The sequence below is a fragment of the Cytophagales bacterium genome, assembly GCA_033344775.1.
Classification (GTDB): domain Bacteria; phylum Bacteroidota; class Bacteroidia; order Cytophagales; family Cyclobacteriaceae; genus JAWPMT01.
On the sequence record JAWPMT010000006.1, the window covers coordinates 230,639 to 252,389 of the forward strand.

Genomic DNA, 21,751 nt, shown 5'->3' on the forward strand with positions numbered 1-21,751 from the left:
ATGACCGTGAAAAGAAGATACGATATCGACTGGCTGCGCGTGATTGCGATAGGACTTCTACTCATCTACCATGTCGCGATAATTTTCCAGCCATGGGCCATGTTAATAGGATTTATCAGGAGCGATGAGATGATGGAAAGTTTGTGGAAGCCTATGACCATGCTGAATGTTTGGCGAATTCCTTTCCTCTTTTATGTTTCTGGTATGGGCGTTTATTTTGCCATCCGCAAGCGAACCTGGAAGGAACTGTTGCTTGAGCGTTCCAAGCGAATTCTAATTCCTTTCGTCTTTGGCATGGTAGCCATTGTTCCCTTGCATTTTCTGGTTTTTCAGAAATACTACAATCTGCCTTTGGGTTATTATGCACATCCGGCACATTTATGGTTCCTGGGAAACATATTCGTCTACGTACTGATCCTTCTGCCAATTTTTTTCTGCCTGAAGAACATAGCTGGTGGTAGGTTTATGAGCGCTTTATCAGCCTTCATGAACAATCCCATTGGTCCTATGTCCGTATCGGTCTTCTTTGTCCTTGAAACCATGGTTATCCGGCCACAGGTCTTTGAAATGTATGCGCAGACCTGGCATGGCTTTTTCCTCGGTTTACTGGCTTTCTTTTTCGGCTTTCTTTTTGTGTATACTGGAAAGACTTTCTGGGAGACTGTACTGAGATGGAGGTGGCTTTACCTGGGAATGTCCGTGGCCTTATACATTATTAGGTTGGTGGTATTCGACTTGAAGGCTCCCGGTTATCTCATGGCCGTGGAATCCAATTGCTGGATCTTTTCGGTCTTTGGATTCGGCTACAAGTACCTGAACAAGCCTAGCAACTTTTTAGGCTATTTAAGTCAGGCTGCATACCCCGTGTATATCATTCACATGTTTGTCATGTATGCCGGGGCCATGATCATTCTCCCATTGGATATTCCAGTTATGCTGAAATTCATATCACTGACCTTATTCACCGGTGCCGTGAGCTGCCTGGTTTATGAATTCATCATCAGGAGGATAGGTCTTCTTAGGCCATTTTTCGGCTTAAAATGGACCTTTAAAAAACCTGGAGGAGCGAAAATTCTTGCGGAAGCCGCAAAATACACACGTTAAAGAACCGCTTTTCAATAAACATTCATTTCAAAAACTCAGATATAAAATTTATTGTCATGAAAAATCTATTTGCAATTCTTCTATTCTCATGCTCGCTGAGCGCATTTGCTCAGCAAAATTCATCATTGGGTAAAGAAACCGAAGTAACCCATAAGTGGAGATTCAGTTTGCCTTATTTTATTCCTGAAGAGGCTATCTCCGGGTCCTGGGATGATCGACAAAGTACGAAACACATAGAGTTTCATATAAAACGTAACCTGGATAATAAGAATATCATCGGGCTAAAATTTGCCTCCTGGCGATTGTTTCAACCCATGGGAATTCTATGGTGGGATGGTCTTTTAGATAAGTTGGAAACAGAAAGCGAATTCTATCCGGGACATGTACGAGAAAGAGGAATAGGTATAACCTACCAACGAATGCTATGGAAGGGACTTTTTGCAACGGTAGAGGTGCTACCACAATTTCAGACCTACATGGACCTGGACGGAAACAAAATCAGAAAGGATTTTAAAGTTTATAATTCCTACCATTTGGGCTACCATCTAGCTTTTGGTAAGAAAAATCGATTTTTCATAGAGCCTCAGGTTCATTGTCAGCATTGGATGTTTGATAATAATGCTCCTGATGGGTTTAAGGAATTGGACAATAAATGGAAGGACTACTTTCTTTTTGAGCCAAACATTTACGTTGGGATAAATTTTTAAGGAATAGTCTGGCAGGTCAGGATATACAAGTCCCTGGTTGTCAGACTATCAAAACAAACGAATGGTAGTATTTTAATTTTCAGGAGGAAGCACCTCATCTAAAAAAGTTCTCTAGGTTTGATGTGTTTTCTTTTTGATGTCTATGTAAAGGCAATTTTTTGTATTCATTTAAATGGAGTTGATATCATTAACATCGCCACATTAACGCTCCTTTTGGTTCTACTTCTGGTAGTTTGGGCCAAAAGAGAGAAAAAGATCACTGATTATGTACTCGTGTGCATTATCGTGGCAATAGGACTTTATGTGGCTTCGGATATTCTTATTAAGATAGACTACAATAGGGCTACGTTCCTCTTTCGAAACACGACCGGATTTTTGCCATTTATACCCATTTTCCTCTATGGCTTATTGATTACCTCTGATGATCACCGCCTAAAGAAATCATGGGGGTATTATTTCATCTTTCATTTACTTTTCTATTTATTCATTCTTGGCGATGTAATGGTTTGGAATGATTACAGTGTGGATGAAATCAAGAACTTAAACAATGATGCGCCTTGGGCTTATCATTTCTTTTTCAAAGGCATCCATATCTACATGGTGGTTTTGCTGATCTGGTTTCTTGGAAAACTCAGAAACTATCAAAACAAAATACATCACTACTATTCTAATATCGATGAAGTTGACCTGAGTTGGTTTCGATATTTCTTATTGATTTCGATATTCAACTATTCTGCATCATTTGCGGCGATGATAATGAAGAATGTCGGCTTGTTGGCGCATATCGAGTATGGCTATTTGATCATTCGTATATCCATTTTGATATCCTTGATCTGGATGTTTTATCATGGCCTGAGGCAGTATGCGCTGGCGAACTTTGATGAGGCTCCTAATAAGAAAGAAGCTCACGTTAAGTATGCTACATCAGCGCTTTCAAAGGAAAGTGCCCACGAGCTTTTTAAAGAGATCGAATTGCTATTTGAAAAGGACAAACTCTTTCTCAACCCTGATTTGCGTGTCCAGGATGTTGCGAAGGAATTATCCGTATCCAACCACAATGTTTCACAATCGATCAATGAAACATCAGGCATGTCTTTTTATGACTATGTCAATCATTATCGCCTTAACGATTTCAAAGCACAATTATCAGATCCGCAGAAACGAAAGTTCACTATTCTTGCTTTAGGTATGGAGAGTGGTTTTAACTCGAAGGCTTCCATCAATCGGGTATTTAAAAAACAATTGGGTGAAACTCCTCGAGAGTACCAGAGGAAGATGTTGCATTGACAAGAATCAGTTGAAAGACACTTCCAATAACTGATACTGACTGTAAAAACCACATGCATGAATAGCTTTTAGGGATCCGATATTATCTCTTTCTGTCGAGCAAATGGGTGTTTTATTCCGTTGCTGAGCGATTCTTATTGCCTGATTGAGTAGGTAAGTTCCAAAACCCCTTTTTCTGAAGTCCGAAGAGACAACCATACCTATGTCAGCATAATTCTGAGCACTCAGGCTCTGTCTGACCTCACAAGTTCCGACAATAACTTGACCCTGCTGCAAAACGAAAATCTCATTTCTTTCAATCAACCCGTCAATGTAGCTAGTAAGCCACCCGATTGGAGCTCCTAGACTGACCTGGCAAAATTCAACGATTCGATTAAGGTCTTCACTCTCACAAAGTTTGAGCCGTCCTTCTTTTTCCGGAATTTGTTGGTACGAATAATCACGAAACAAATACGTGTCGATACTGACATGCCGCGGATTCATTAATGCGACAGACATGAAGCACGGATTGTTGGTGCCAACTATTGCAGAAGACAGCTGATATTCGTCAAGGAATTGTGTGAAGACTTCAATTCCCTGCTGCATATGTTGGGGAGAAAGATAGAATTGGAGCAATTTCCCCTCTACGGACACATTCGCATAACCAACCCAGTCCTGCTCATGGCGTATTCCATAATTGATGGCGTTTGCTCGGAAAGATTCCCACATTCCGTCCTGCGGACTGGTTAACGTCTGAAGCCAATCATTTTTTAAGGCCCCTAGTTCTTTGGAGGAAATGTTCTCATCAAACGTGTAGGATCTGTTCATCATGCTAATATATGCTTGCTGACCTTACGAATTCATGTGAGTTTGGCTGTGTAAAAGGCATGCAAACCAACTAATTGATTTCGAGTAGATAGTCAAGGGCCGCACCCAGTTGCGAATCAACTCCACTGGCCATCATTTCCGCTGTATTGCTGACTTCAATATCAGGTGAAACCCCTGGACCTTCTACAGTAGTACCGTCAGGTAAGGTGACCAACTGAGCCGTAATTGAATAGATCCAGCCGTTTGGCATTTCTTTCTCGATTCGCTCACCTACCGCTCCTGCCGTATTGATGCCAATGAAGGTTACGTGGGGTAGAGTCATGAAGTACATGGCCAGGCTTTCAGCAGCACTAACACTATAATCATTGATGAGCACAACTATGGGGCCAGTGTACTGCTGGGGGCCTTTTGGCGCCAGATAATACGCGTAACTTTCACCAAAGTCCTCTTTTCCAGGGCCGGTTTTAGGCATATTGACAAAAGCCAGTCTTCTTTCATCGGCAAAACGGGAGGCTATCTCAAATCCATTGGTCAAATCTCCACCTCCATTGTGTCGCAGGTCAACAATGACCCCCTGGCTGGACTGGTTTTCTGCAATAAAGTCGTCTATAAAGTCAGGACTGTGGTCATTGAGTGAAGCCACCCATAAATAGCCGATTTCTCCTTGTACTTTGCCCGTTACGTATTGGTTGTGATCGACGGTTGGGGGCCTGTCCAGATACGCTTGGATCAATTCGTAGCTGAACAAATCGCTTCCGGTTTGAGACCTGAAAATTTCCTTTCCTGCCCAAAATGGTCGATCAGTAGTCATGAGTGAAACATGAGCGTCATCCAGAACGGCGAGCATCCCCGTGGTGATTTCATACAGTTCTGCTTCACTGCTTTCAGGCCCAATTAGTGGTCGATACGTATCGTATACTTGCTCCCAGTCAACACCGCGCTGTTCGAATACGGCATAACGTTCATTGAAGGTATTCCAGATGCTTTCGAAATTGGCTTCTGGTGTGTTTGCTGGTTCAGGTTCAAAAGCATGGCCACAACCCGATACGATGACGACTATACTGACCCACTGGATGATGATAAATTGCTTCATAACTGAAAGTTTATTCCTAGTTTAATGATGTTGGTTTGAAGGTGCATGGTGTCAGGTCTCGCGATTTTTTGATAATCGAAATCATAAGCCACATATCCTGATAGTCTCCGACTTATTTTGTTGTTCAATTGTACAGATAGGTTGATCATGCGATAGGTATCTGGACCTACGAAATCCCCCTTGCCATAGAGCAGTCCAAAACCATCCTTTCCCTGGATGTCTTCATTGTCTACAACCGCGTATTCCGACCGTGCAAGGAAAGTAGCCAGTGGCATAGATCCCTCAAACTCTAGCATCCAAACTTTCATGAAGGCATAATGTAACCGGAGAAGAGGACTCAATGAATTGACAAAGACATAACTAGTTCGGTCTCCCAATCCAAAGACAATTTCGTTTTCCTGGTATTGGGCCTGCAGGCGGAGCCCTACGTAGCCCTTCAGTTCGGCCGCTTCAATCATTTGACGGGCATAGCTAATGTCCAACGTGATCTGGGAAAAAGAGCTCTCTTCTCGCTGGCCAAACGCCAGAGATGATATTAAAAGTTCAGGAGCTACCTGCGTAGCAATTGAGGATACTTTGGCATGAAATACAGAACGATACCCTTTTCTTTGATAGCCAAAGTCTATAGTGGACAAACCAGACCCTTCGTATATCATTTCACTAAATACCAGGTCTTGATAAGCTATGGATGTAAAGCCAGTTGATAAGTAGATAAAGGACTTTTTGCCAGGAGGATCATTTTGTGCAAACAGTGGGATCGTAGCGATCAACCAAATGACCGGAGTAATAATAATTCGTTTCATTTTGTATACTTATTGAAGTAGAAGTCAGTGTGTTTTGATCAACTCAGTAATTGAAAAATGGTCAGGTAATAGTGCTTGTTGCATGACTCATATGATATTGAATTTTGCTCCAAAGCACTGAAAGATTCAGGTGATAATCGACTCACCTGCTGAGTTGAGTCCTTTTTCTAAGAAGTTGAGTCTTTTTAAAAGATGAGACGGTAAAGGAATGTTCTGTATTTCAAACCTCACTCTACTCTTCAAATTCTGAAAATCATTCCATGAACATTGCAGCCGGTCTAAAAAGCGCTTTCTACCCTCAAGGAATTTTCTACCAAATCAGAAGCCAACGAGAAAACACGCTCCCGGTCAGCAGCTTTTACCGACCAGCGCGCAATATCATCGTGCATATCAAATCGATAGAAAAAGCCTCCAAATACTTCAATAGCAGGCTGAAACTCTACCTCCGACCTAACCCCGATTTTGATGTGATCATAAGCCGCTTGAAAGTGAAGAATTTTTTGAATTGGATGGGAAGGGATCATTCACTTCGAGAAGATAAGGCGAGTTAATACTATCTAAAACAAGTGTCACAAAGATAAATCAATGCTAATGCTAAGGAGATTATTGGTATAATGCATAACCTAGTACCTTGCTTAAACGTATTTTCATCTGGAAACTCAAAATGAAATGAAAAACCTTTTAATCACAGCTCTTTGGGTATTGCTACTGGTCAGCTGCAATAGCCATTCATCCGAGCAGACACGAGCATCAAATTACCAAAGTAACCTGGATCAACTACTTGATGTACTTGATGAAAATGATAAGTTCATGGGTAATGTAACCTTATCCCATGAAGGTAAATCTATCTATTCAAAATCTGTGGGCTTTAGCAATATCGAAAGCAAGATGCCTATCACTTCAGCAACGAAATTCAGAATAGGTTCCGTATCGAAGATGTTCACGGCAACTTTGATCTTTAAAGCGATAGAAGAAGGTAAACTAAGTCTTGATCAAACCCTGGAGTCATATTTTCCTGAAGTCGAAAATGCCTCAAGCATTTCGGTTGAACATTTGCTTTGTCATCAAAGTGGGGTTTACAGTTACACGAAAGATGAGGTTTTTAGAAATGAATTGAGTAAGGCATATCAAAGCCCTCAGGACTTGATGAGCCTTGTTTCTGGATACCCAAGTAAATTTGAACCAGGAACGCAAACGTCATACAGTAACTCAGGTTACTTCTTATTGGCGTTGTTGCTGGAGGAAGTGTACGACAAAGGATTTGATGAACTCATTGCAGCAATCATATTGGTGCCGCTTGAGCTCACCAACACCTACCTTCCGGATGGGATAACCTCACTGGGTGAAGAAACCAATTCCTACCGAAACTCAGATGGATGGGTGGAGGAAGATAAATGGAACCTGTCAGTGGGTTTTGGGGCGGGATCTATTGTATCAACGCCAAATGATCTCAATACCTTCATCGAAGCATTGTTCAATGAGCGAATCATTTCAAAAGAAAGCCTCAATCAGATGACCACCATTGAAAATAACTTTGGAAGGGGCATCATTCCATTTTCTACAGAGGGTCATTCGGGTTTTGGACATGGAGGAGTCATTGAAGGTTTCAAAACCATGTCCTTTTACTTTCCGGAAGAGAAGCTTGCCCTGGCGGTCACTGCCAATGCATTGGATTACAACATGGACGGTTTAGTCACAGATATTTTGAAGGGCTACTTCAATGAATCGTTTGTACTCCCTGTGTTTGGTGGGTTAGCCATCACTGCAGGTGAGCTTGAAAAGTACATTGGTGTTTATGAGGCAGAAGGCCTTCCTGGAAAGTACAAAATCACTATGAAAGGCAATACCCTGTTTGCACAACTGGAAGACCCAGCCATCGAAGATGACTTTCCTATAGATCCATTGGTATACAAAGGCAATCACAAGTTTACAAATGAGGAGATTGGTGCGAACTTGCTTTTTGAACCTGGGAATCAACAGCTTGGCTTGGAACAACAAGGCATATCAGAGATCTACATTTTTTCAAAGGCTAAATAGTATTTGAAATGAGTCTTGAATGGCTATATGATAAGAGGACGGTAGCTTCGGTAATTTCCCTGCTAGGTGGGATTTTCACATTGACATTTTATTTCACTGTTGTGTTTCCGGATGGCCTTCAGGAATATTTAAACAGAGTTATTATCAACAATTCGGCCCTATTGCAGTCAGTTTAGAATAACTTATTGCGGGTCTCTATTTACTGAAAGGTCACGCGAAATCGAACTTTCTACTAGCTCTGTTTGATTTCTCCGCATTTTTAGATCCGTTATTCAATCTGACCGGACTCTTCACGAGCCTCGTACCAACTTACGCGGTGATTCTGTTATTACTGTGTGCCATAGGAGCCATATGGATAGCACTCACTAACACGTAAATGACCGGTAAATTATCTTGGAAAGTGGCCATTGTGAGCTTTAGTTTGAGTACTGGGCTGGAGCTGTTCTTCAACTATGCTTGAATGTTAGGGACTGCCAACTGCCTAACATGTTGATAAAGAAACCTTCAAATCAACTACTTGCTTTAGGTTTCTATCTTGATCACTACATTTCCTCTTTTGCGGCCTTGATCCACATATTGATGTGCTTCAACGATTTGGTCAAGCCGATAACAACGATCAATCAATGGTTTCAGGTGGCCTTCCTCAGCCATCTGTTTGAGTGTTTGGAGATGGGTTTCCTTTTCCTGTGTCATCATGTTAACTGATACATATTTGCCCTTAGGCTTCAGTATTTGTTTTGCTTTTGATCGGGTAGTCTTACCCACGGCATCAAATACAATGTCGAATTTCTTTGCTAACGAAGTATAATCCTGAGTTTTATAATTAACGACGTGATCTGCCCCAAGCGCTTGCATTAGATCAACGTTCCGTGTGCTACACACAGCAGTAACTTCTGCGCCGAAGTATTTTGCTATCTGAACGGCGAAGCTTCCCACACTGCCGGATGCACCATAGATCAAGACCTGTTTTCCGGTGGTGATTTGGGCTTTTTCCAATAGAAAAAGGGCAGCCATACCGCCTATTGGGAGTGCTGCCGCTTCCTGAAAACTGAGATTCGCAGGTTTTTGACCTACGACACCATATTTCCAGGATTCAGGAATACTTACAAATTCGGCATAAGCCCCTCCTTTGAGAAGAGTAGTAGTTCCAAAGACTTCATCACCCAATTCAAATAGTGAATTTTCTTTTCCCTTTTTCACTACGGTACCAGACCATTCATGTCCAAGGATCTGTTTCTTTGGCTTAAACAGTCCGAATATGATTCGAGCAGGGAGCCAGGCCAGCAGTGGGAATCTTGAGGCCCGTAACCTGGTGTCTCCGGCTGCCACAGTGGAGGCATGAACTTTCACCAGAATTTCATTAGGTGCTGGCTGAGGAGTTGGAAGTTCAACTTGTTGGAGCACTTCGGGAGCTCCGTATTGGGTATAGATGACAGCTTTCATGATATCGAGTTTTTATGGGAAATGCCTGGAGAGGATAAGCCAGGCCGGAAGTTGACCATCAAGTGAATCCAAATGCTTCTACTCAGACGGAATATCAATGGAAATAGCAATAAAACGGTGCCTATTACCACTCCCAAATAAAGTCCAATGGCAGCATCTGCAGAAAATAGCTGGATCATCAGAAAAGAGGTGACCATAATAGCGACCTGAAATCCATAACTGACATACATGGCTCCAGTATAAAAACCAGGTTCGGGATCAAACGATTGGTGACAGTTGGGACAATGGCTATGCATTTCGTTGAACTGCCAACCATATATCGGTGATTTGAACATCTTTTCTTTGCGACAAGCAGGACAACTCTGAGTCATCATGCTTGAAAGTAGTGATTGGGTCTTCATGCGTATTGCTGGATTTGGTCAACCTGATCATTAAAAAAGGTACGGAGACGGTGAATGCCGTATCGAGGGGCAATGTTATCCTGAGCCATCATGGTCATAAAAAACTCAACTGGGCCATAGGTCTTACTGGAGGTGAAGGTTCTCATCAATCCTAAAAAGATATTTCGGGTCCAATCCGGTAAATGAATGATCTTATGTGGTTTGTTATAGGCATCTAGTGCCATGTTACCGATTTCGTTTTGCGTGAGCACATCAGGACCACCTACTTCAATCTCGGTGCGATTGCTGTCTATGGAGTCGAAAATTACATTGGCCAGGTCTTCACCATGAATCGGATTCAATTTGAACGCTCCGTCGCCAAACAAATAGATCTTGCCTCCTTTGGCCATATCCAGAAAGTCTTTCATGTCTGAAAAGAATCCATTGGGACGAATTACAGTATGGTCCAGCCCCGAGGCCTTCAGCTCATCGACGAACCTTTCTTTAGCTTCCATAATCTTAAGATTTCGCATGCGTTCTCCATTGATCACGGATACATATAAGAACTTCCTTACGCCTGCTTCCATTGCTAGACGCAGCAAGTTGGCATTGGCCTGGTAGTCTACATCCATATAGCTTAAGCCATCTTTTTGACGCGTAATTCCGACAGTGGATATGACCGTGTCTACTTCTCGAAAAGCCTCTCGAAAAGTATGTGGCTGAGTCACCTCTCCAACGACCATTTGGTCGTGATTCAAACCAAGAGAATGGAGTTTCTCTTTATTCCTTCCTAAAGCCAGGACGGGCGCTTTTCTTGCCTGAAGCTCCATTACAAGGTGGCTTCCTAAATAGCCGGTGGCTCCGGCAACTAATATCTTTTTCATTTTATTCATTTTAAAAGTGAGCATTGGAGAAGCACTATCTTATAGATAGCACCTCTCTCCACAACTGGCCTGGTCAAAACGCTCCGCGAAGGATTGATTCCATCCTTGGCCATGAAAAGTGATCCTCGGTGACATTTATTTTGTGTTTAAGAATGATGATTCAAAGTTGATTTGAAGCGGATTCTGAATCGCCTTGAATTACAATTCAGGACTTGATCATGAAAATCAGGTATTCATTCAATTGTGATGTCCGTCTAAGAAGATGAACCTTACCTTAACAGATCAGAGATTGCAGCATCTAAAACTTCGTCCCTGCTTAGATCGGACCAATCGAAGCGTGCCAGCATGTCGGGAGGAACTCCATTTTCATAGGACTCGTCCATGTCCAAAGTGAGGGCTTTGGAAATCGAGAAACGATATCGCCAGCCGTTTGGTAATTGACCTCCATTAGGCGCACCCAATCCACCTCCAGTCGTGTCTCCTACCAGGAGCATGTTAGGAATGGCTTTTATGACCAGGGAAGTAAACGAGCCGGCACTATAGGTACCTCTATCGGGAAGTACGCGCATTGGTTTCAGGTATCGGATGCCTTCGTAAGGTTCCACATAAGCTGGTTTGGGTGAACCGAAATCATCGTGTCCGGGGCCGTTTTTTAACTGAGAGTAGTAGATCAGTGTTTTCTCGGAAACAAATCTGCTTAGGAGGCGATACATGTCCTGCGGCATTCCGCCACCATTTTGACGAAGGTCAATGATAAGCCCCTGGGTATCTTGATAGCGTTCAAGCATGAAATTGAGATTATGCTTGTCTATTTCTCCCGTGAAACCAGGAAACCGAATGTAGCCAATCTGATTATCCGCCAGAAAGTCATTCATAAAAGGCCCTGATATGTAATATTTCTCTGGTAAGTAATGATCGATAATGGTACGACAGTTGAAATTGGTCTGACCCAAACGTCCAATTACGAAGAATGCTACATTAAAATCTGTAGTTGGTTTTTCTATTGTTAGTTCCATGGATTCAAAATTTGATGAGATAGAGTCCTGCGATCATCGATAAGATGCCCACTGCTTTTTTCCAAATAATGGGTTCCTGTGGCATACTAAACCACCCATAGTGAGCGGCCATCACTGAAAACATGATCTGTCCGAAGAGTCCGAAGGATACGGCGGTAGATATACCCAGCCTTGGAATGAGATAGTAGAACAGCGTGACAGCCAGGAAGCTGAAAACTGCACCTGTAAACCATAAATAGGTGGGCACACTCCTCAGTTGCTGCAGACTCGGAAATTGTTTGACGGTTAACAATACTGCAGTAATGGTGATCAACGCACTTACGGAGAGCGCGGCAGAAGTGGCCAGTAGCGGACTTTTCAATATAACACCTAACCTGGCATTGAGACCGCCTTGGATGACTACCATGATCCCGACAATGATAGACATGAGCAATAGCACATACTGATTCATGGCTGTTGCTTAAATGCCTCTACAAATGCAGCAGAATCTTCGTAAAAGGGATATTCTTTGATCATTCCATCGCTGATGACGCACCGCTGCACCCAGGTGCTCTTGAATAACTTTCCAGTGGCTTTCACCAGATGTGTGAAAGAACCATTGGCGTATACCACATCAATTTCAGCCTCCATCACCGATTCGATATTGAATGCTCTGACTTCAAACAGGTTGGAGATGTTGGCCAAAAAGTCTTTCGCCTGGTCTTTCGAGTGATAAGAACCATGCAGTTGGCCTGGTGCTCTGTCGCCTTCCCGGACACTTACGATCAGACAATCAGGATGAAAATGGCCCAAGACCGATTCCATATTGCCATTCCCAAAATCCTCGAAATAGCTTTCTACTACTGATTTGTTACTCCTTGTCTTCATGACTTTTCAATTTGAATGAGTCACAAAGCTTCGATCAATTCAATCTGCAATCGTCCTGAAAGGAGATACTGGAACTATAGAAGGTGAATTGATGAGATTCAGGACTTCCTAAGCAATGAACCTTCTGATATTTAGGGATGACTCACTTTTACTATATCATGGTTTGTCATGACCATTCGGTAAACAGATGGGAATTAATAAAAATCAGTTTGTACATTTCAGGAATGAAACTGTCCCGAATTCAAGTCCGTAAAGTTGCCTGGATCACCATTACCTGGACCATCATTTCGGTAGTCAAGTTTTTGATTAGTTATGGTGCATTCATTGAATATGGATTTGCTGATCAGATAGATTTAATGATTCCGCTAAAAGCAAGTATCATCACTGGAATGATGGCTGGCATTTTAGGAGGGGGTTCCATCGTATTATTATGGGAAAAGTGGTTAAGATCAAAACCATATGGATGGGCTATACGAAGTACACTGATCAGCTATAGCGTAATTTTCATCATCATCGCTTTTGTGACTACTCTTTTCTTTCAAACACAATTATTGGATTTGCCTCTTTATCATGCGGAAGTATTGAAGAATGTGATACAGCGTATGATCAGTCCCAATACGTTGATCCCTTTTTTTTCATGGCTTGCTGTAGCGGCACTCACCGTGATTGCCCTACTTGTTAATGATAAGTATGGTCCTGGGGTTTTTAGGAAGTTTTTACTCGGGCACTATTTCAATCCAAAAAGGGAGGAGCGGATTTTCATGTTTCTTGACCTGCGATCGTCCACCTCCATTGCCGAAGAGTTGGGAGAGGAACGTTACTTTTCATTCCTGAGAGAAGTATTCAAATTTGCCACTTCCGCGATTCTCAGGAATGAAGGAGAAATTTACCAATATGTTGGTGATGAGATTGTGATTAGTTGGGAAACGGAGAAAGGAAGGAAAAATGCACACTGTATTCAATGTTTCTTTGATATCCAGGAGTTACTGAATAAGAAGAAATCATATTTCAGTAATACCTATGGACATCAACCGGAATTCAAAGCGGGCATTCATTTTGGGCATGTAATGGCCGGAGAGATTGGCATTGTGAAGCGTGAGATTGCTTTCTCGGGCGATGTGCTAAACACGACTGCCAGAATTCAATCCAAGTGCAATGAATTAGGCGTTAACATATTGACCTCAAAGGCAACTATTGATCTCCTTGGACCAATTAATCAATTTAAACCAGAAGAAGTAGGAACCATTGAGTTGAGAGGTAAAAAGGAAATGGTAACGCTGTATACCTTATAGACGATTGAAAGTGACTTTTAATGGTCCCAGGCCTTTTTCGCTTCGCTTACCCAGGCCTTTGGAGTCTTTCCAGTGTGTTTCTTGAAGAACTCATTGAAAACTGACTTGGAACTGAATCCACTTTCTAATGCAAGGCCTAATAGGGTTAGATGTCCAAGTGAGGGGTCCTTGGCTCTTTCTTGAAATGCTGCTAATCGGTATCCGTTGATGAAGTCATTGAAGTTCTTTCCGATCTTATCATTGAGTAACCATGAAAGCTGATTGGGGTGCAATTCAATCGTTTCTGCGAGTGCTCTTAGGCTCAGTTTTGGATCCAGGTAAGGTTGTTTTGCACTGATGATATCCTCAAGACGCTCAAGTGCGGATGCAATAGCTTCTTTTTCTAATGAGACTGATTTGCCCTGCTTCCTGGGAATATTGATAGGTTCCTCATTATAGATTTTCTTGTGGATCTCTTCGTAACTGGGATGTGAAAATATCTTTGCAGCGAGGGGATCTCCATAACTCAATAACAAAATAGAGGACTTAATGTCAAAGAGCTTTTGTAAAACCTCCATTGCTGAATCTAGTTCCTCCAGATTGACATAAACCAGAAATAAATAAGCGTGTGCTTGAAAGGAGGTGTTTTCTGAGGCATTTTGTTTGAGTTGAATCAATAGATCTGGTGTTATATCCTGGCCTCTTTCTTTTACTTCTGCCAAACATGACAAACCAAGTTTCTCATCGGGAATGATCAAACCTTCTGGTGCTTCATTCAGTAGTTGTTTTATTGAGGAGTACTGACCCGTCATGATCAAGTTGTAGGCGAGTGTTGTGATGGCGGGCAGGTTGCTTGGGTTCTTGTCTAATAGCCCTCGTAGCTTTTTCTCAGATTCCTCAAATTTTCCAGCTCGGTATAGCAAGTAGGCTTCAAAAAACGCAGTTTCGTCATTGATCGGATCAATGGACACAACATATCTCAAATGTTCAGCCGCTATTTCCAGATCACCTCGGAGGATATTCAAAAAGGCCATGAGTCTTCTGGCTTCGGGCAAGGTCGGATTCACTACGAGAGATTGCTGGCAATGCGATATGGCTTTAAGGAAGTTAGCCTCGGTATATAATGCCTGATTCGCCAGCATGTAATTCAGGCTGGCATTTTGTGCATTAATGGTCTTTGCTTTTTCAATAGCTTCAATAGATTTACCCCATGCTTCCTCCCTGGGAGCAAAACCAGCTACAGCGAGAAAGCTATAGGAGTCTGCCAGTCCAATGTAAGCGTCAATTAATTGATCGTCGAGCGCTCGTGCTTTCTCATAATATTGGATGGATAAATTGATGTTTTCAGGATTCCACTGATTATAGTGATACCGGGCTTTTTGACAATAGATCAAGGCTTGTGTATCTTCAGCGGCATGATGAAAAAGGTCTTCATTGATTTCAAGGTGTCCGAAGTTCTCCCGAATCTTATCGGCGATTAACAAGCTGATTTCATCCTGTAAAGCGAAAACATCTGTCAATTCCCGGTCAAAATTTTCAGACCATAAGTGAAATCCATTATCAGTTCGTATGAGCTGAGCAGTGATCCTGACACGATTGCTGGATTTTCTGATACTCCCTTCTAATACGGTAGACACCCCTAGTTCATTTCCAATGTGCCGGATGTCTTGTTTTAGGTTCTTAAAGACGAAAGTAGAGGTACGAGCCGTAACTTTCAAGCCTTCTATTTGACTTAGCGCATTGATGATTTCCTCTGTCATCCCATCCGCGAAATATTCGTTTTCCGCGTCTGAGCTAAGGTTATCAAAGGGTAATACGGCAATGGATTTCTGATCAATCAAGTCAATTCATTTGTACGACTAAAATAATCAGCAATGGGCAAACCGAGATTTAGAAATATGAATTCTATTCCGTATCAAGAGTAGCTTGAAATAATTTGACCTTAAAATGCGCGATTCCAGCCCCTAGACCGACTTTTTAGGGTTATCGTTATTCGGTTGCGCATTATAGCAGTTCGTTTGTAACTATCTGTATACCAATGCCTTACAGGTGTTATTGACGGACAGTCACCCCGAGTTCAGCCGTTGACTAGTGTAAATACAATTGCGTTAAAGGCTGTTTCATTTTTAAGAGGATGCTGTTCGAGGTTAAGAGAACAACAACTTCCGTCAGGCGGCCCGACTTTCAAACTTTCGTGGATAATTCGTTTCATCTGGATGGATGAGATTTTCTTCCAAGCTAATAACCTACAATGAGTCCTCTGGTCCAGACAAAGGCTAAAAAACTGGGAAAAAAATAAAGCAGGAAAACGGCATATCGGCTTCCCTTGCTCTTCGATTCTTTGAACTGATCAACGATCTGAGGCCAATAAACGAAGAAAAAGGTGATCATCAACATCAAGGTAAGTAGTCCAGTCATCAGGAAGCTTCCGTCAAAACTTTTAGAGGAAAACAGCTCTTAACCCTGGACTTTACTAAAAGCAATAAACTGATCCTGGAAAAACCAATTTGCTAAACTGGTGATGTACAAGCTGGTAGAAAAGGCCACCCAAAATGCTGATCGAGAAAAATAGATATTGGAGCGATCACCTCTTTGCTGATGAAGTGCACCTAAAAGTAAAACCCTGAAAATCTGTCTCATAAGTCAGATCTAATGATTTCCTATAACAAGTCTATTTGAGTGGGATTTCTCGCTTCATCAATTGCCACGAATGCGAATTCACCGTTAATAGCCAATTCTCGCTTATTGGAATACATTTCTTCGATAAAGACGTCTACATGAACTTTCAAACTTGTGTTCCCTACATGTTTGACAAAACCTACCAGTTCAACGATCGTTCCCGCAGGAATTGGTTTTGTGAAATCTATTTTATCACTACTTACTGTTACCATTTTTTGCCGACTAAACCTCGTGGCTGTAATGAACGCCACTTCGTCCATCAATTGCATTGCCGTCCCTCCAAATAAGGTGTCATAATGGTTGGTTGTATTTGGAAATACGGCTTTAAAGATGCTTGTCCGCGATTTTTCTATTTGTTCTACTGTTGTCATTTAATTACTTATTCAAAGGCCAGGTATACTCGGGAATCTACAGCGCTCACTTGACATTTTTTGGAGAAATTTTGATCTTTATCCTACATGCTTTTTTTAGGCAAGTTAGGTGAGCAAAAGTGTCAGAATTAATTTAAAAAATGGAACCAGCCCCACTGCGAGTACCCCACTAGGCGTGACCCACCAGACGTGACCATTCATATTCCGTCTCCCGACCCGGCAGATAAGGGCAAGACTCAAATAATTGTTTTCAATTAAAAAGGGCTACGCCCCCAAGAGAAAAAAGAAAACGGTAGAGAAAAAAAGCAAGGTAAAGCGCTCCTCATGGCACCCAATTCATTGCTTTTGCGCGGCTGTTTTTTTCCGTGAAAACCAGACTTGGAGCCCGTTAACTTGGATTGAGTTTTTTTCATTTACAAGTCAATGCATTGTGTATCATTTGCTTACTTTTGATTTATAACTATTGATTTTATGATTGATTTGAAATATCGTGGTATTTCAGTAAAAAACTTAAGAAGTACAATTGCTGGGAAAGTCCTGAATGAAGGACAATTCGAAGCAATAGAATTACACGATAAGATTTTTCCTTTTAAGACTAATGAATATGTTATAAATGAATTAATTGACTGGAATAACTATGAGAATGATCCCATTTACAACTTGGTATTCCCCAGAAAGGAGTTGATCGATAATAGTGATTATCAATTACTTCGAGATGCTATGTCGGGTGATAACAATTCGACAATCAAAACACTTAGCGATGATATCAGAACAAGATTAAATCCACACCCATCGGACCAGATGTTAAATGTTCCTTCTGCTTTAGAGGGTATTCAACATAAGTATGAGCAGATTATTTTGTTTTTCCCAAAGCAAGGACAAACGTGTCATGCATATTGTACTTTTTGTTTTCGATGGCCTCAATTTACAGGAGAGAAGAAGTGGAAATTTGAGACCGCTGAAACAAATAAGGTGATATCTTATTTAAGGCAAAACCCTCAAATAACCGATATCCTCTTTACGGGTGGAGACCCAATGGTAATGAATGTAAAATCATTGAAGAAATATATTCAGCCTATACTTGATGCGAATATCTCCTCTCTAAAAAACATCAGAATCGGAACAAAATCTCTTTCTTTTTGGCCATATAAATACCTAATAGGCGAAGAAGGAGAAGAGATTGTTAAACTTTTTAGTGAAATAACCAGAAGAGGATTGCATTTAGCATTTATGGCTCATTTTAGCCACCCGAGAGAATTACAAACAGATGCAGTAAAGCAAGCAGTGACAAGAATAAAAGAAACTGGAGCTGTTATCCGAACACAAACACCCCTTATTAAAAAAGTCAATGACGATTCTTCTATTCTTAGAGATCTATGGCAAGAACAAGTTCAACTAGGCCTTATTCCTTATTATTTATTTATCGCTAGAGACACGGGCTCTAAATTCTTTCAAGCTATAAATCTGTATGAAGCATCTAATATCTTTCGTGATGCTTTTCGACAACTTTCTGGCTTGGCACGAACCGTAAGAGGCCCAGTAATGTCAACTAGTTCAGGTAAGGTTCTGATAAATGGGAGCATCAATATGGGTAGTGAAAAATTTTTCGTTTTAGAATATTTGCAAGCAAGAAATCCTGAACTAGTTAAAAGGCCATTTTTAGCCCGATTTAATAGAGATGCATGTTGGTTTGATGATTTAGAATTGATGCCAAATGATTTTGCAGATTTAAATAACTGTCAGCGATTGTAATTGTTAGATGACAAAAAAAGCTGCACTTTACGATACAGCTTTTTTTGGTCATTTCGAAAGCAATCTCTTATTCTGATCTTAATCCTTTCACCGGATTCACGAAAATTGCTTTGATCGACTCATAGCTGATGGTGATCAAAGAAATGATCGCGACGATGGTTCCTGCGATGATGAAAACATCCCAACCCAGGGTTACCTGATATTCAAACTCTGATAACCAGTCGCGCATCAGGTATTGACCAACAGGTATCGCAAGAGCCAGAGAAATGGCCATCATGATCAAAAAGTTCTGCGTCAGCAATAACAATATTCTATTGAAAGAAGCACCCAGGACTTTGCGAATGCTGATTTCTTTGGTTCGTTGCTCAGCCATGAAAGCACTTAAACCAAATAGGCCTAAACAAGCAACAATAATCGCCAGCACGGAAAAAGAGGTAAATACATTCGACGTACGCTTCACATCATCGTACATGCGGGCAAAACTCTCATCCAAAAAGGTATATCGGATCGGTTGATTGGGCATGAATTCATCCCAAACCTGATTGATTTGAGTAACTGAGGCTTGCAAGTCCTGAGACTGAATTTTGACACTGATGATCTCACCAAAACTTGTCCCCGACAAAGCCAATGGTCTGATGATCTCACGCAAATTGTCGTAATTGAAATCCTTGATCACACCTACTACCGTCCAGACACGTTGAAAATTTTCAATGCGGGATCCAATGGGGTTGTCCAGGCCTAGTTGCTTGACCATTTCCTGATTGATGATAATTGCGGATGAATCTGATGCCCGATCTAAATCAAACATGCGTCCTTCAACCAACTCCATCCCCATGGTTTCCAGGTATTCATCATCCGCACGCCACATTTGTGCCCCTACCGACGCATCTAACCGAGATCGGCCTTCTTTAAAGAAAGCATTTCCATCACGCTTTGTCCCTACAACTGGCAAGTAGTTACTTGCTGAGCTAGAACTCACTCCGGCTAGTTTGGCAATTTCACCCTTGAATGCGGGAATCCTTTCTCCCAGGGTGTTACTTCCCTGCAGTAAAAGGACTCGTTCCTTTTCAAAGCCAATGTCTTTATTCAAGATGTAGGTCATTTGACGATGAACCATCAATGCACCGATGATCAGTACCACGGAAGCGGCAATTTGAAACACGACCAGTACACTACGCAACCTGGAGCTTTTAGTCCCACGGCTTTTTTCTCCTTTCAAAACCTGAATAGGTCGAAATGCGGAGAGGTAAAAAGAAGGATAAAGTCCGGCAATGACACCTATGAACAGCGTTGCCCCAACCAAAGACGGAATAAACCACCAGTATCCCCACGGAATGACCAGTGTCTTGTCGGCCAAAGTATTGAAAAAGGGCAATGCCAGTGTGGCCAATACAACGCCCAATAACATTGAAACAAAACTGAAAATGAAAGACTCTGTAAGAAACTGTTTGATCAGGTCTTTACGATAAGAACCCACTACTTTTCTCAAACCCACTTCTTTCGCCCGATTGGCGGATTTTGCCGTAGAAAGATTGATGAAATTGATCGCAGAAAGCAAAAGGATCAACACCGCAATGGCTCCAAACATTTGGACCACCTGATAATCACCGTGAGCTAACGGATCATGAATACCTTTTGATTTTAAGTAGATATCGGAAACAGGTTGAAGCATGAAGGAGTGATACTTGAAGTTGTCCACGTCTGCTTCCCCCTGGTCTTCCGCGTATTTTACCATAAAGCCATCGCGAATGAGTAACAGCTTTTCTTCCAGATCAGCTTTGTTCGTGCCCGGCCGTACCCGCACATAAGGACTGTAATTCCAGCAACACCAGTTGGTTTGCTCACCTGGCCAGAATTCTCTCGCCGTAAGTGAGATCAGAAAATCAAACTGCAAGTGAGAATTGGATGGAAAGTCCTGCATTACACCGCCAATCACATAGGGGTTTTCGGTGTTGTCATTGAGGACGATCATCTGCCCTACCGGGTCTTCACCCGGAAAATACTTGTCGGCTTTGCTTTTTGAGATCAGGATACCATTGGGTTGCGACAAGGCCTCTGTCCTATTGCCGTAGACCATGGGGATTTCCAGAATTTCAATCAAATCCTGATCCGCGTAAGCAAACCCTTCTTCATAGCTATTCTGCATCCGATCCTGTCGCCTGAATTGGTTATTCCCTGCATCAAACCAATCAAACGGGATCAGCCTTCCGGCCATTTCAATTTCAGGAAAACTTTCTCGAAGTACCTGACCCGTTTGCGGAGGAAAAGAAGCCCAGCGATCTGTTTTCTCGGGAGCTGCATGCACATTGATCACCCGATAGATGTCCGCTTTCCGCTCGTAATTTTTATCATAGCTCAGCTCATCCTGAATGAACAATATGATCAGGATACAAGCGGCCATACCGATACCGAACCCACCAATTTTGATCGATGAGTACATCTTGTGCTTGAAGAGACTTCTCCAGGCTACTTTAAAATAGTTTCTAAACATTGCTGTATGTATTGAGTTATTTGACCATTTTCTTTTGATGGCGAAAGGCCGGATCATGTCCAACACTTCGTACAGAAAGATGAGGTTTGACCTGAAACGACTCATCTTCGTTCGGCGAATGCCATAGAGCTCCCACAGGTCGCCTTCGATCGTTTCCAACACGCGTTCGGAACAGATCTTTCGAAGCAACCAGGTGAGCCATTTGGGTGGCTCCGGAAAACTCGGACTATTCACCGAACTCCAGGTTTAGCCCTTCTATGTTTCTGGAAAATTCCAGTCTCAGGCGATTGGCATCAATCAAGGCATTGCGCCCGGCAGAAGTCAACAAGTAGAATTTCTTTCTTCTACCTCCACGCTCGGCCGTAGCCCCACCTTCTGAGGAAGTAACATACCCTTTGTCCTCCAACCGGTAAAGCGCAGAATGTAAGGCACCTATACTCGGGCTTTTTCCTGTTTTTTCCGCCAACATTTCTTTGATGACCACTCCATAGGCCTGTTCTTTTAATGAACCAACCGATAGTAAAACAAGCTCTTCAAATGCTCCTAATTTCATGATTGCATTAGTTTCCTAAAACCAAATTAAATAAAACTCTTATATATTTCCTAAAACCAAAACAAATAATTGACGCGTTGTGACAATTAATGACAGGGATTTTTCTTAAGGGGAATAGGAAAGATCATCAAAGGGATACCGGTATTTTATCAGCTCCTCTGAAGTTTAAGCTGATAAAAACCCTAGCCGGGCACCCAGCATGACGA

The 21,751-nt window shown here is 42.0% G+C and carries 21 protein-coding genes; 6 read left to right on the forward strand and 15 right to left on the reverse strand.

The window, feature by feature from the left end; genetic code table 11:
• The 3 genes from R8G66_30760 to R8G66_30770 all read left to right on the forward strand — a co-directional run bounded on the left by R8G66_30760 (position 1) and on the right by R8G66_30770 (position 3,098).
• Positions 1-1,104 carry an acyltransferase family protein gene (locus R8G66_30760; protein ID MDW3196797.1) on the forward strand — a complete coding sequence of 368 codons (1,104 nt, stop codon included), beginning with the start codon at positions 1-3 and terminating at the stop codon, positions 1,102-1,104.
• A gap of 56 nt (positions 1,105-1,160) precedes the next feature.
• Entirely contained in the window at positions 1,161-1,811 is a 651-nt protein-coding gene (locus R8G66_30765) for a hypothetical protein (GenBank protein MDW3196798.1), read from the forward strand.
• 213 nt (positions 1,812-2,024) lie between these two features.
• Positions 2,025-3,098, forward strand: coding sequence for a helix-turn-helix domain-containing protein (locus R8G66_30770; protein MDW3196799.1), 1,074 nt, complete (start codon positions 2,025-2,027; stop codon positions 3,096-3,098).
• Positions 3,099-3,104: 6 nt separating this feature from the next.
• On the opposite strand, the gene R8G66_30775 is transcribed toward R8G66_30770, so the two are convergent.
• The 4 genes from R8G66_30775 to R8G66_30790 all read right to left on the reverse strand — a co-directional run bounded on the left by R8G66_30775 (position 3,105) and on the right by R8G66_30790 (position 6,325).
• A complete protein-coding gene (locus tag R8G66_30775) occupies positions 3,105-3,908 on the reverse strand; it encodes a GNAT family N-acetyltransferase (GenBank protein MDW3196800.1) in 804 nt (267 codons plus the stop codon).
• A 67-nt stretch (positions 3,909-3,975) separates the two neighbouring features.
• Entirely contained in the window at positions 3,976-4,998 is a 1,023-nt protein-coding gene (locus R8G66_30780) for a S41 family peptidase (GenBank protein ID MDW3196801.1), read from the reverse strand.
• On the reverse strand, positions 4,995-5,801 hold the full coding sequence (locus R8G66_30785; GenBank protein ID MDW3196802.1) for a hypothetical protein: 807 nt from the start codon (positions 5,799-5,801) through the stop codon (positions 4,995-4,997). The genes R8G66_30780 and R8G66_30785 overlap by 4 nt, the downstream gene beginning before the upstream one ends.
• Before the next feature lie 278 nt (positions 5,802-6,079).
• Entirely contained in the window at positions 6,080-6,325 is a 246-nt protein-coding gene (locus R8G66_30790) for a hypothetical protein (GenBank protein MDW3196803.1), read from the reverse strand.
• A gap of 145 nt (positions 6,326-6,470) precedes the next feature.
• Here R8G66_30790 and R8G66_30795 point away from each other — a divergent pair, with 145 nt between their 5' ends.
• A complete protein-coding gene (locus R8G66_30795) occupies positions 6,471-7,838 on the forward strand; it encodes a serine hydrolase domain-containing protein (GenBank protein MDW3196804.1) in 1,368 nt (455 codons plus the stop codon).
• A gap of 522 nt (positions 7,839-8,360) precedes the next feature.
• Here the strand turns inward: R8G66_30795 and R8G66_30800 are convergent.
• The 6 genes from R8G66_30800 to R8G66_30825 all read right to left on the reverse strand — a co-directional run bounded on the left by R8G66_30800 (position 8,361) and on the right by R8G66_30825 (position 12,428).
• Entirely contained in the window at positions 8,361-9,281 is a 921-nt protein-coding gene (locus R8G66_30800) for an NAD(P)-dependent alcohol dehydrogenase (protein ID MDW3196805.1), read from the reverse strand.
• Entirely contained in the window at positions 9,278-9,682 is a 405-nt protein-coding gene (locus R8G66_30805) for a DUF983 domain-containing protein (GenBank protein MDW3196806.1), read from the reverse strand. The genes R8G66_30800 and R8G66_30805 overlap by 4 nt, the downstream gene beginning before the upstream one ends.
• Entirely contained in the window at positions 9,679-10,545 is an 867-nt protein-coding gene (locus R8G66_30810; protein MDW3196807.1) for an SDR family oxidoreductase, read from the reverse strand. The genes R8G66_30805 and R8G66_30810 overlap by 4 nt, the downstream gene beginning before the upstream one ends.
• Before the next feature lie 269 nt (positions 10,546-10,814).
• Complete coding sequence (locus R8G66_30815; protein MDW3196808.1) at positions 10,815-11,561, reverse strand: S41 family peptidase; 747 nt, start codon at positions 11,559-11,561, stop codon at positions 10,815-10,817.
• Between the two features lie 4 nt (positions 11,562-11,565).
• Positions 11,566-12,012: a DMT family transporter gene (locus tag R8G66_30820; protein ID MDW3196809.1), complete on the reverse strand. Its 447-nt coding sequence runs from the start codon at positions 12,010-12,012 to the stop codon at positions 11,566-11,568.
• A complete protein-coding gene (locus R8G66_30825) occupies positions 12,009-12,428 on the reverse strand; it encodes a nuclear transport factor 2 family protein (protein ID MDW3196810.1) in 420 nt (139 codons plus the stop codon). Before R8G66_30825 ends, R8G66_30820 begins: the two co-directional genes overlap by 4 nt.
• 224 nt (positions 12,429-12,652) lie before the next feature.
• On the opposite strand from R8G66_30825, the gene R8G66_30830 reads away from it, so the two are divergent.
• The gene (locus R8G66_30830) at positions 12,653-13,720 is read left to right on the forward strand and encodes an adenylate/guanylate cyclase domain-containing protein (protein MDW3196811.1); all 1,068 of its coding nucleotides are present in this window, start codon (positions 12,653-12,655) and stop codon (positions 13,718-13,720) included.
• A 17-nt stretch (positions 13,721-13,737) separates the two neighbouring features.
• On the opposite strand, the gene R8G66_30835 is transcribed toward R8G66_30830, so the two are convergent.
• The 3 genes from R8G66_30835 to R8G66_30845 all read right to left on the reverse strand — a co-directional run bounded on the left by R8G66_30835 (position 13,738) and on the right by R8G66_30845 (position 16,749).
• Positions 13,738-15,540: a helix-turn-helix domain-containing protein gene (locus R8G66_30835; GenBank protein MDW3196812.1), complete on the reverse strand. Its 1,803-nt coding sequence runs from the start codon at positions 15,538-15,540 to the stop codon at positions 13,738-13,740.
• 616 nt (positions 15,541-16,156) lie between these two features.
• Entirely contained in the window at positions 16,157-16,339 is a 183-nt protein-coding gene (locus R8G66_30840) for a hypothetical protein (GenBank protein MDW3196813.1), read from the reverse strand.
• A gap of 20 nt (positions 16,340-16,359) precedes the next feature.
• Complete coding sequence (locus R8G66_30845; GenBank protein ID MDW3196814.1) at positions 16,360-16,749, reverse strand: acyl-CoA thioesterase; 390 nt, start codon at positions 16,747-16,749, stop codon at positions 16,360-16,362.
• 471 nt (positions 16,750-17,220) lie between these two features.
• On the opposite strand from R8G66_30845, the gene R8G66_30850 reads away from it, so the two are divergent.
• Positions 17,221-18,501, forward strand: coding sequence for a 4Fe-4S cluster-binding domain-containing protein (locus tag R8G66_30850; protein MDW3196815.1), 1,281 nt, complete (start codon positions 17,221-17,223; stop codon positions 18,499-18,501).
• A 67-nt stretch (positions 18,502-18,568) separates the two neighbouring features.
• Here R8G66_30850 and R8G66_30855 read toward each other — a convergent pair whose 3' ends face one another.
• Both R8G66_30855 and R8G66_30860 read right to left on the reverse strand, forming a co-directional pair.
• Positions 18,569-21,226 (reverse strand): ABC transporter permease, encoded by a 2,658-nt coding sequence (locus tag R8G66_30855; GenBank protein MDW3196816.1) that lies wholly within the window; start codon positions 21,224-21,226, stop codon positions 18,569-18,571.
• Positions 21,219-21,545 (reverse strand): helix-turn-helix transcriptional regulator, encoded by a 327-nt coding sequence (locus R8G66_30860; GenBank protein MDW3196817.1) that lies wholly within the window; start codon positions 21,543-21,545, stop codon positions 21,219-21,221. Before R8G66_30860 ends, R8G66_30855 begins: the two co-directional genes overlap by 8 nt.
• Between the last annotated feature and the right edge of the window lie 206 nt (positions 21,546-21,751).

Bases quoted from the DNA above. Each gene is read 5' to 3' on its own strand.
- R8G66_30760 (MDW3196797.1), top strand. From the start codon at position 1: ATGACCGTGAAAAGAAGATACGATATCGACTGGCTGCGCGTGATTGCG.
- R8G66_30765 (MDW3196798.1), top strand. From the start codon at position 1,161: ATGAAAAATCTATTTGCAATTCTTCTATTCTCATGCTCGCTGAGCGCA.
- R8G66_30775 (MDW3196800.1), bottom strand. From the start codon at position 3,908: ATGATGAACAGATCCTACACGTTTGATGAGAACATTTCCTCCAAAGAA.
- R8G66_30780 (MDW3196801.1), bottom strand. From the start codon at position 4,998: ATGAAGCAATTTATCATCATCCAGTGGGTCAGTATAGTCGTCATCGTA.
- R8G66_30785 (MDW3196802.1), bottom strand. From the start codon at position 5,801: ATGAAACGAATTATTATTACTCCGGTCATTTGGTTGATCGCTACGATC.
- R8G66_30790 (MDW3196803.1), bottom strand. From the start codon at position 6,325: ATGATCCCTTCCCATCCAATTCAAAAAATTCTTCACTTTCAAGCGGCT.
- R8G66_30795 (MDW3196804.1), top strand. From the start codon at position 6,471: ATGAAAAACCTTTTAATCACAGCTCTTTGGGTATTGCTACTGGTCAGC.
- R8G66_30800 (MDW3196805.1), bottom strand. From the start codon at position 9,281: ATGAAAGCTGTCATCTATACCCAATACGGAGCTCCCGAAGTGCTCCAA.
- R8G66_30805 (MDW3196806.1), bottom strand. From the start codon at position 9,682: ATGAAGACCCAATCACTACTTTCAAGCATGATGACTCAGAGTTGTCCT.
- R8G66_30810 (MDW3196807.1), bottom strand. From the start codon at position 10,545: ATGAAAAAGATATTAGTTGCCGGAGCCACCGGCTATTTAGGAAGCCAC.
- R8G66_30815 (MDW3196808.1), bottom strand. From the start codon at position 11,561: ATGGAACTAACAATAGAAAAACCAACTACAGATTTTAATGTAGCATTC.
- R8G66_30820 (MDW3196809.1), bottom strand. From the start codon at position 12,012: ATGAATCAGTATGTGCTATTGCTCATGTCTATCATTGTCGGGATCATG.
- R8G66_30825 (MDW3196810.1), bottom strand. From the start codon at position 12,428: ATGAAGACAAGGAGTAACAAATCAGTAGTAGAAAGCTATTTCGAGGAT.
- R8G66_30830 (MDW3196811.1), top strand. From the start codon at position 12,653: ATGAAACTGTCCCGAATTCAAGTCCGTAAAGTTGCCTGGATCACCATT.
- R8G66_30840 (MDW3196813.1), bottom strand. From the start codon at position 16,339: ATGAGACAGATTTTCAGGGTTTTACTTTTAGGTGCACTTCATCAGCAA.
- R8G66_30845 (MDW3196814.1), bottom strand. From the start codon at position 16,749: ATGACAACAGTAGAACAAATAGAAAAATCGCGGACAAGCATCTTTAAA.
- R8G66_30850 (MDW3196815.1), top strand. From the start codon at position 17,221: ATGATTGATTTGAAATATCGTGGTATTTCAGTAAAAAACTTAAGAAGT.
- R8G66_30860 (MDW3196817.1), bottom strand. From the start codon at position 21,545: ATGAAATTAGGAGCATTTGAAGAGCTTGTTTTACTATCGGTTGGTTCA.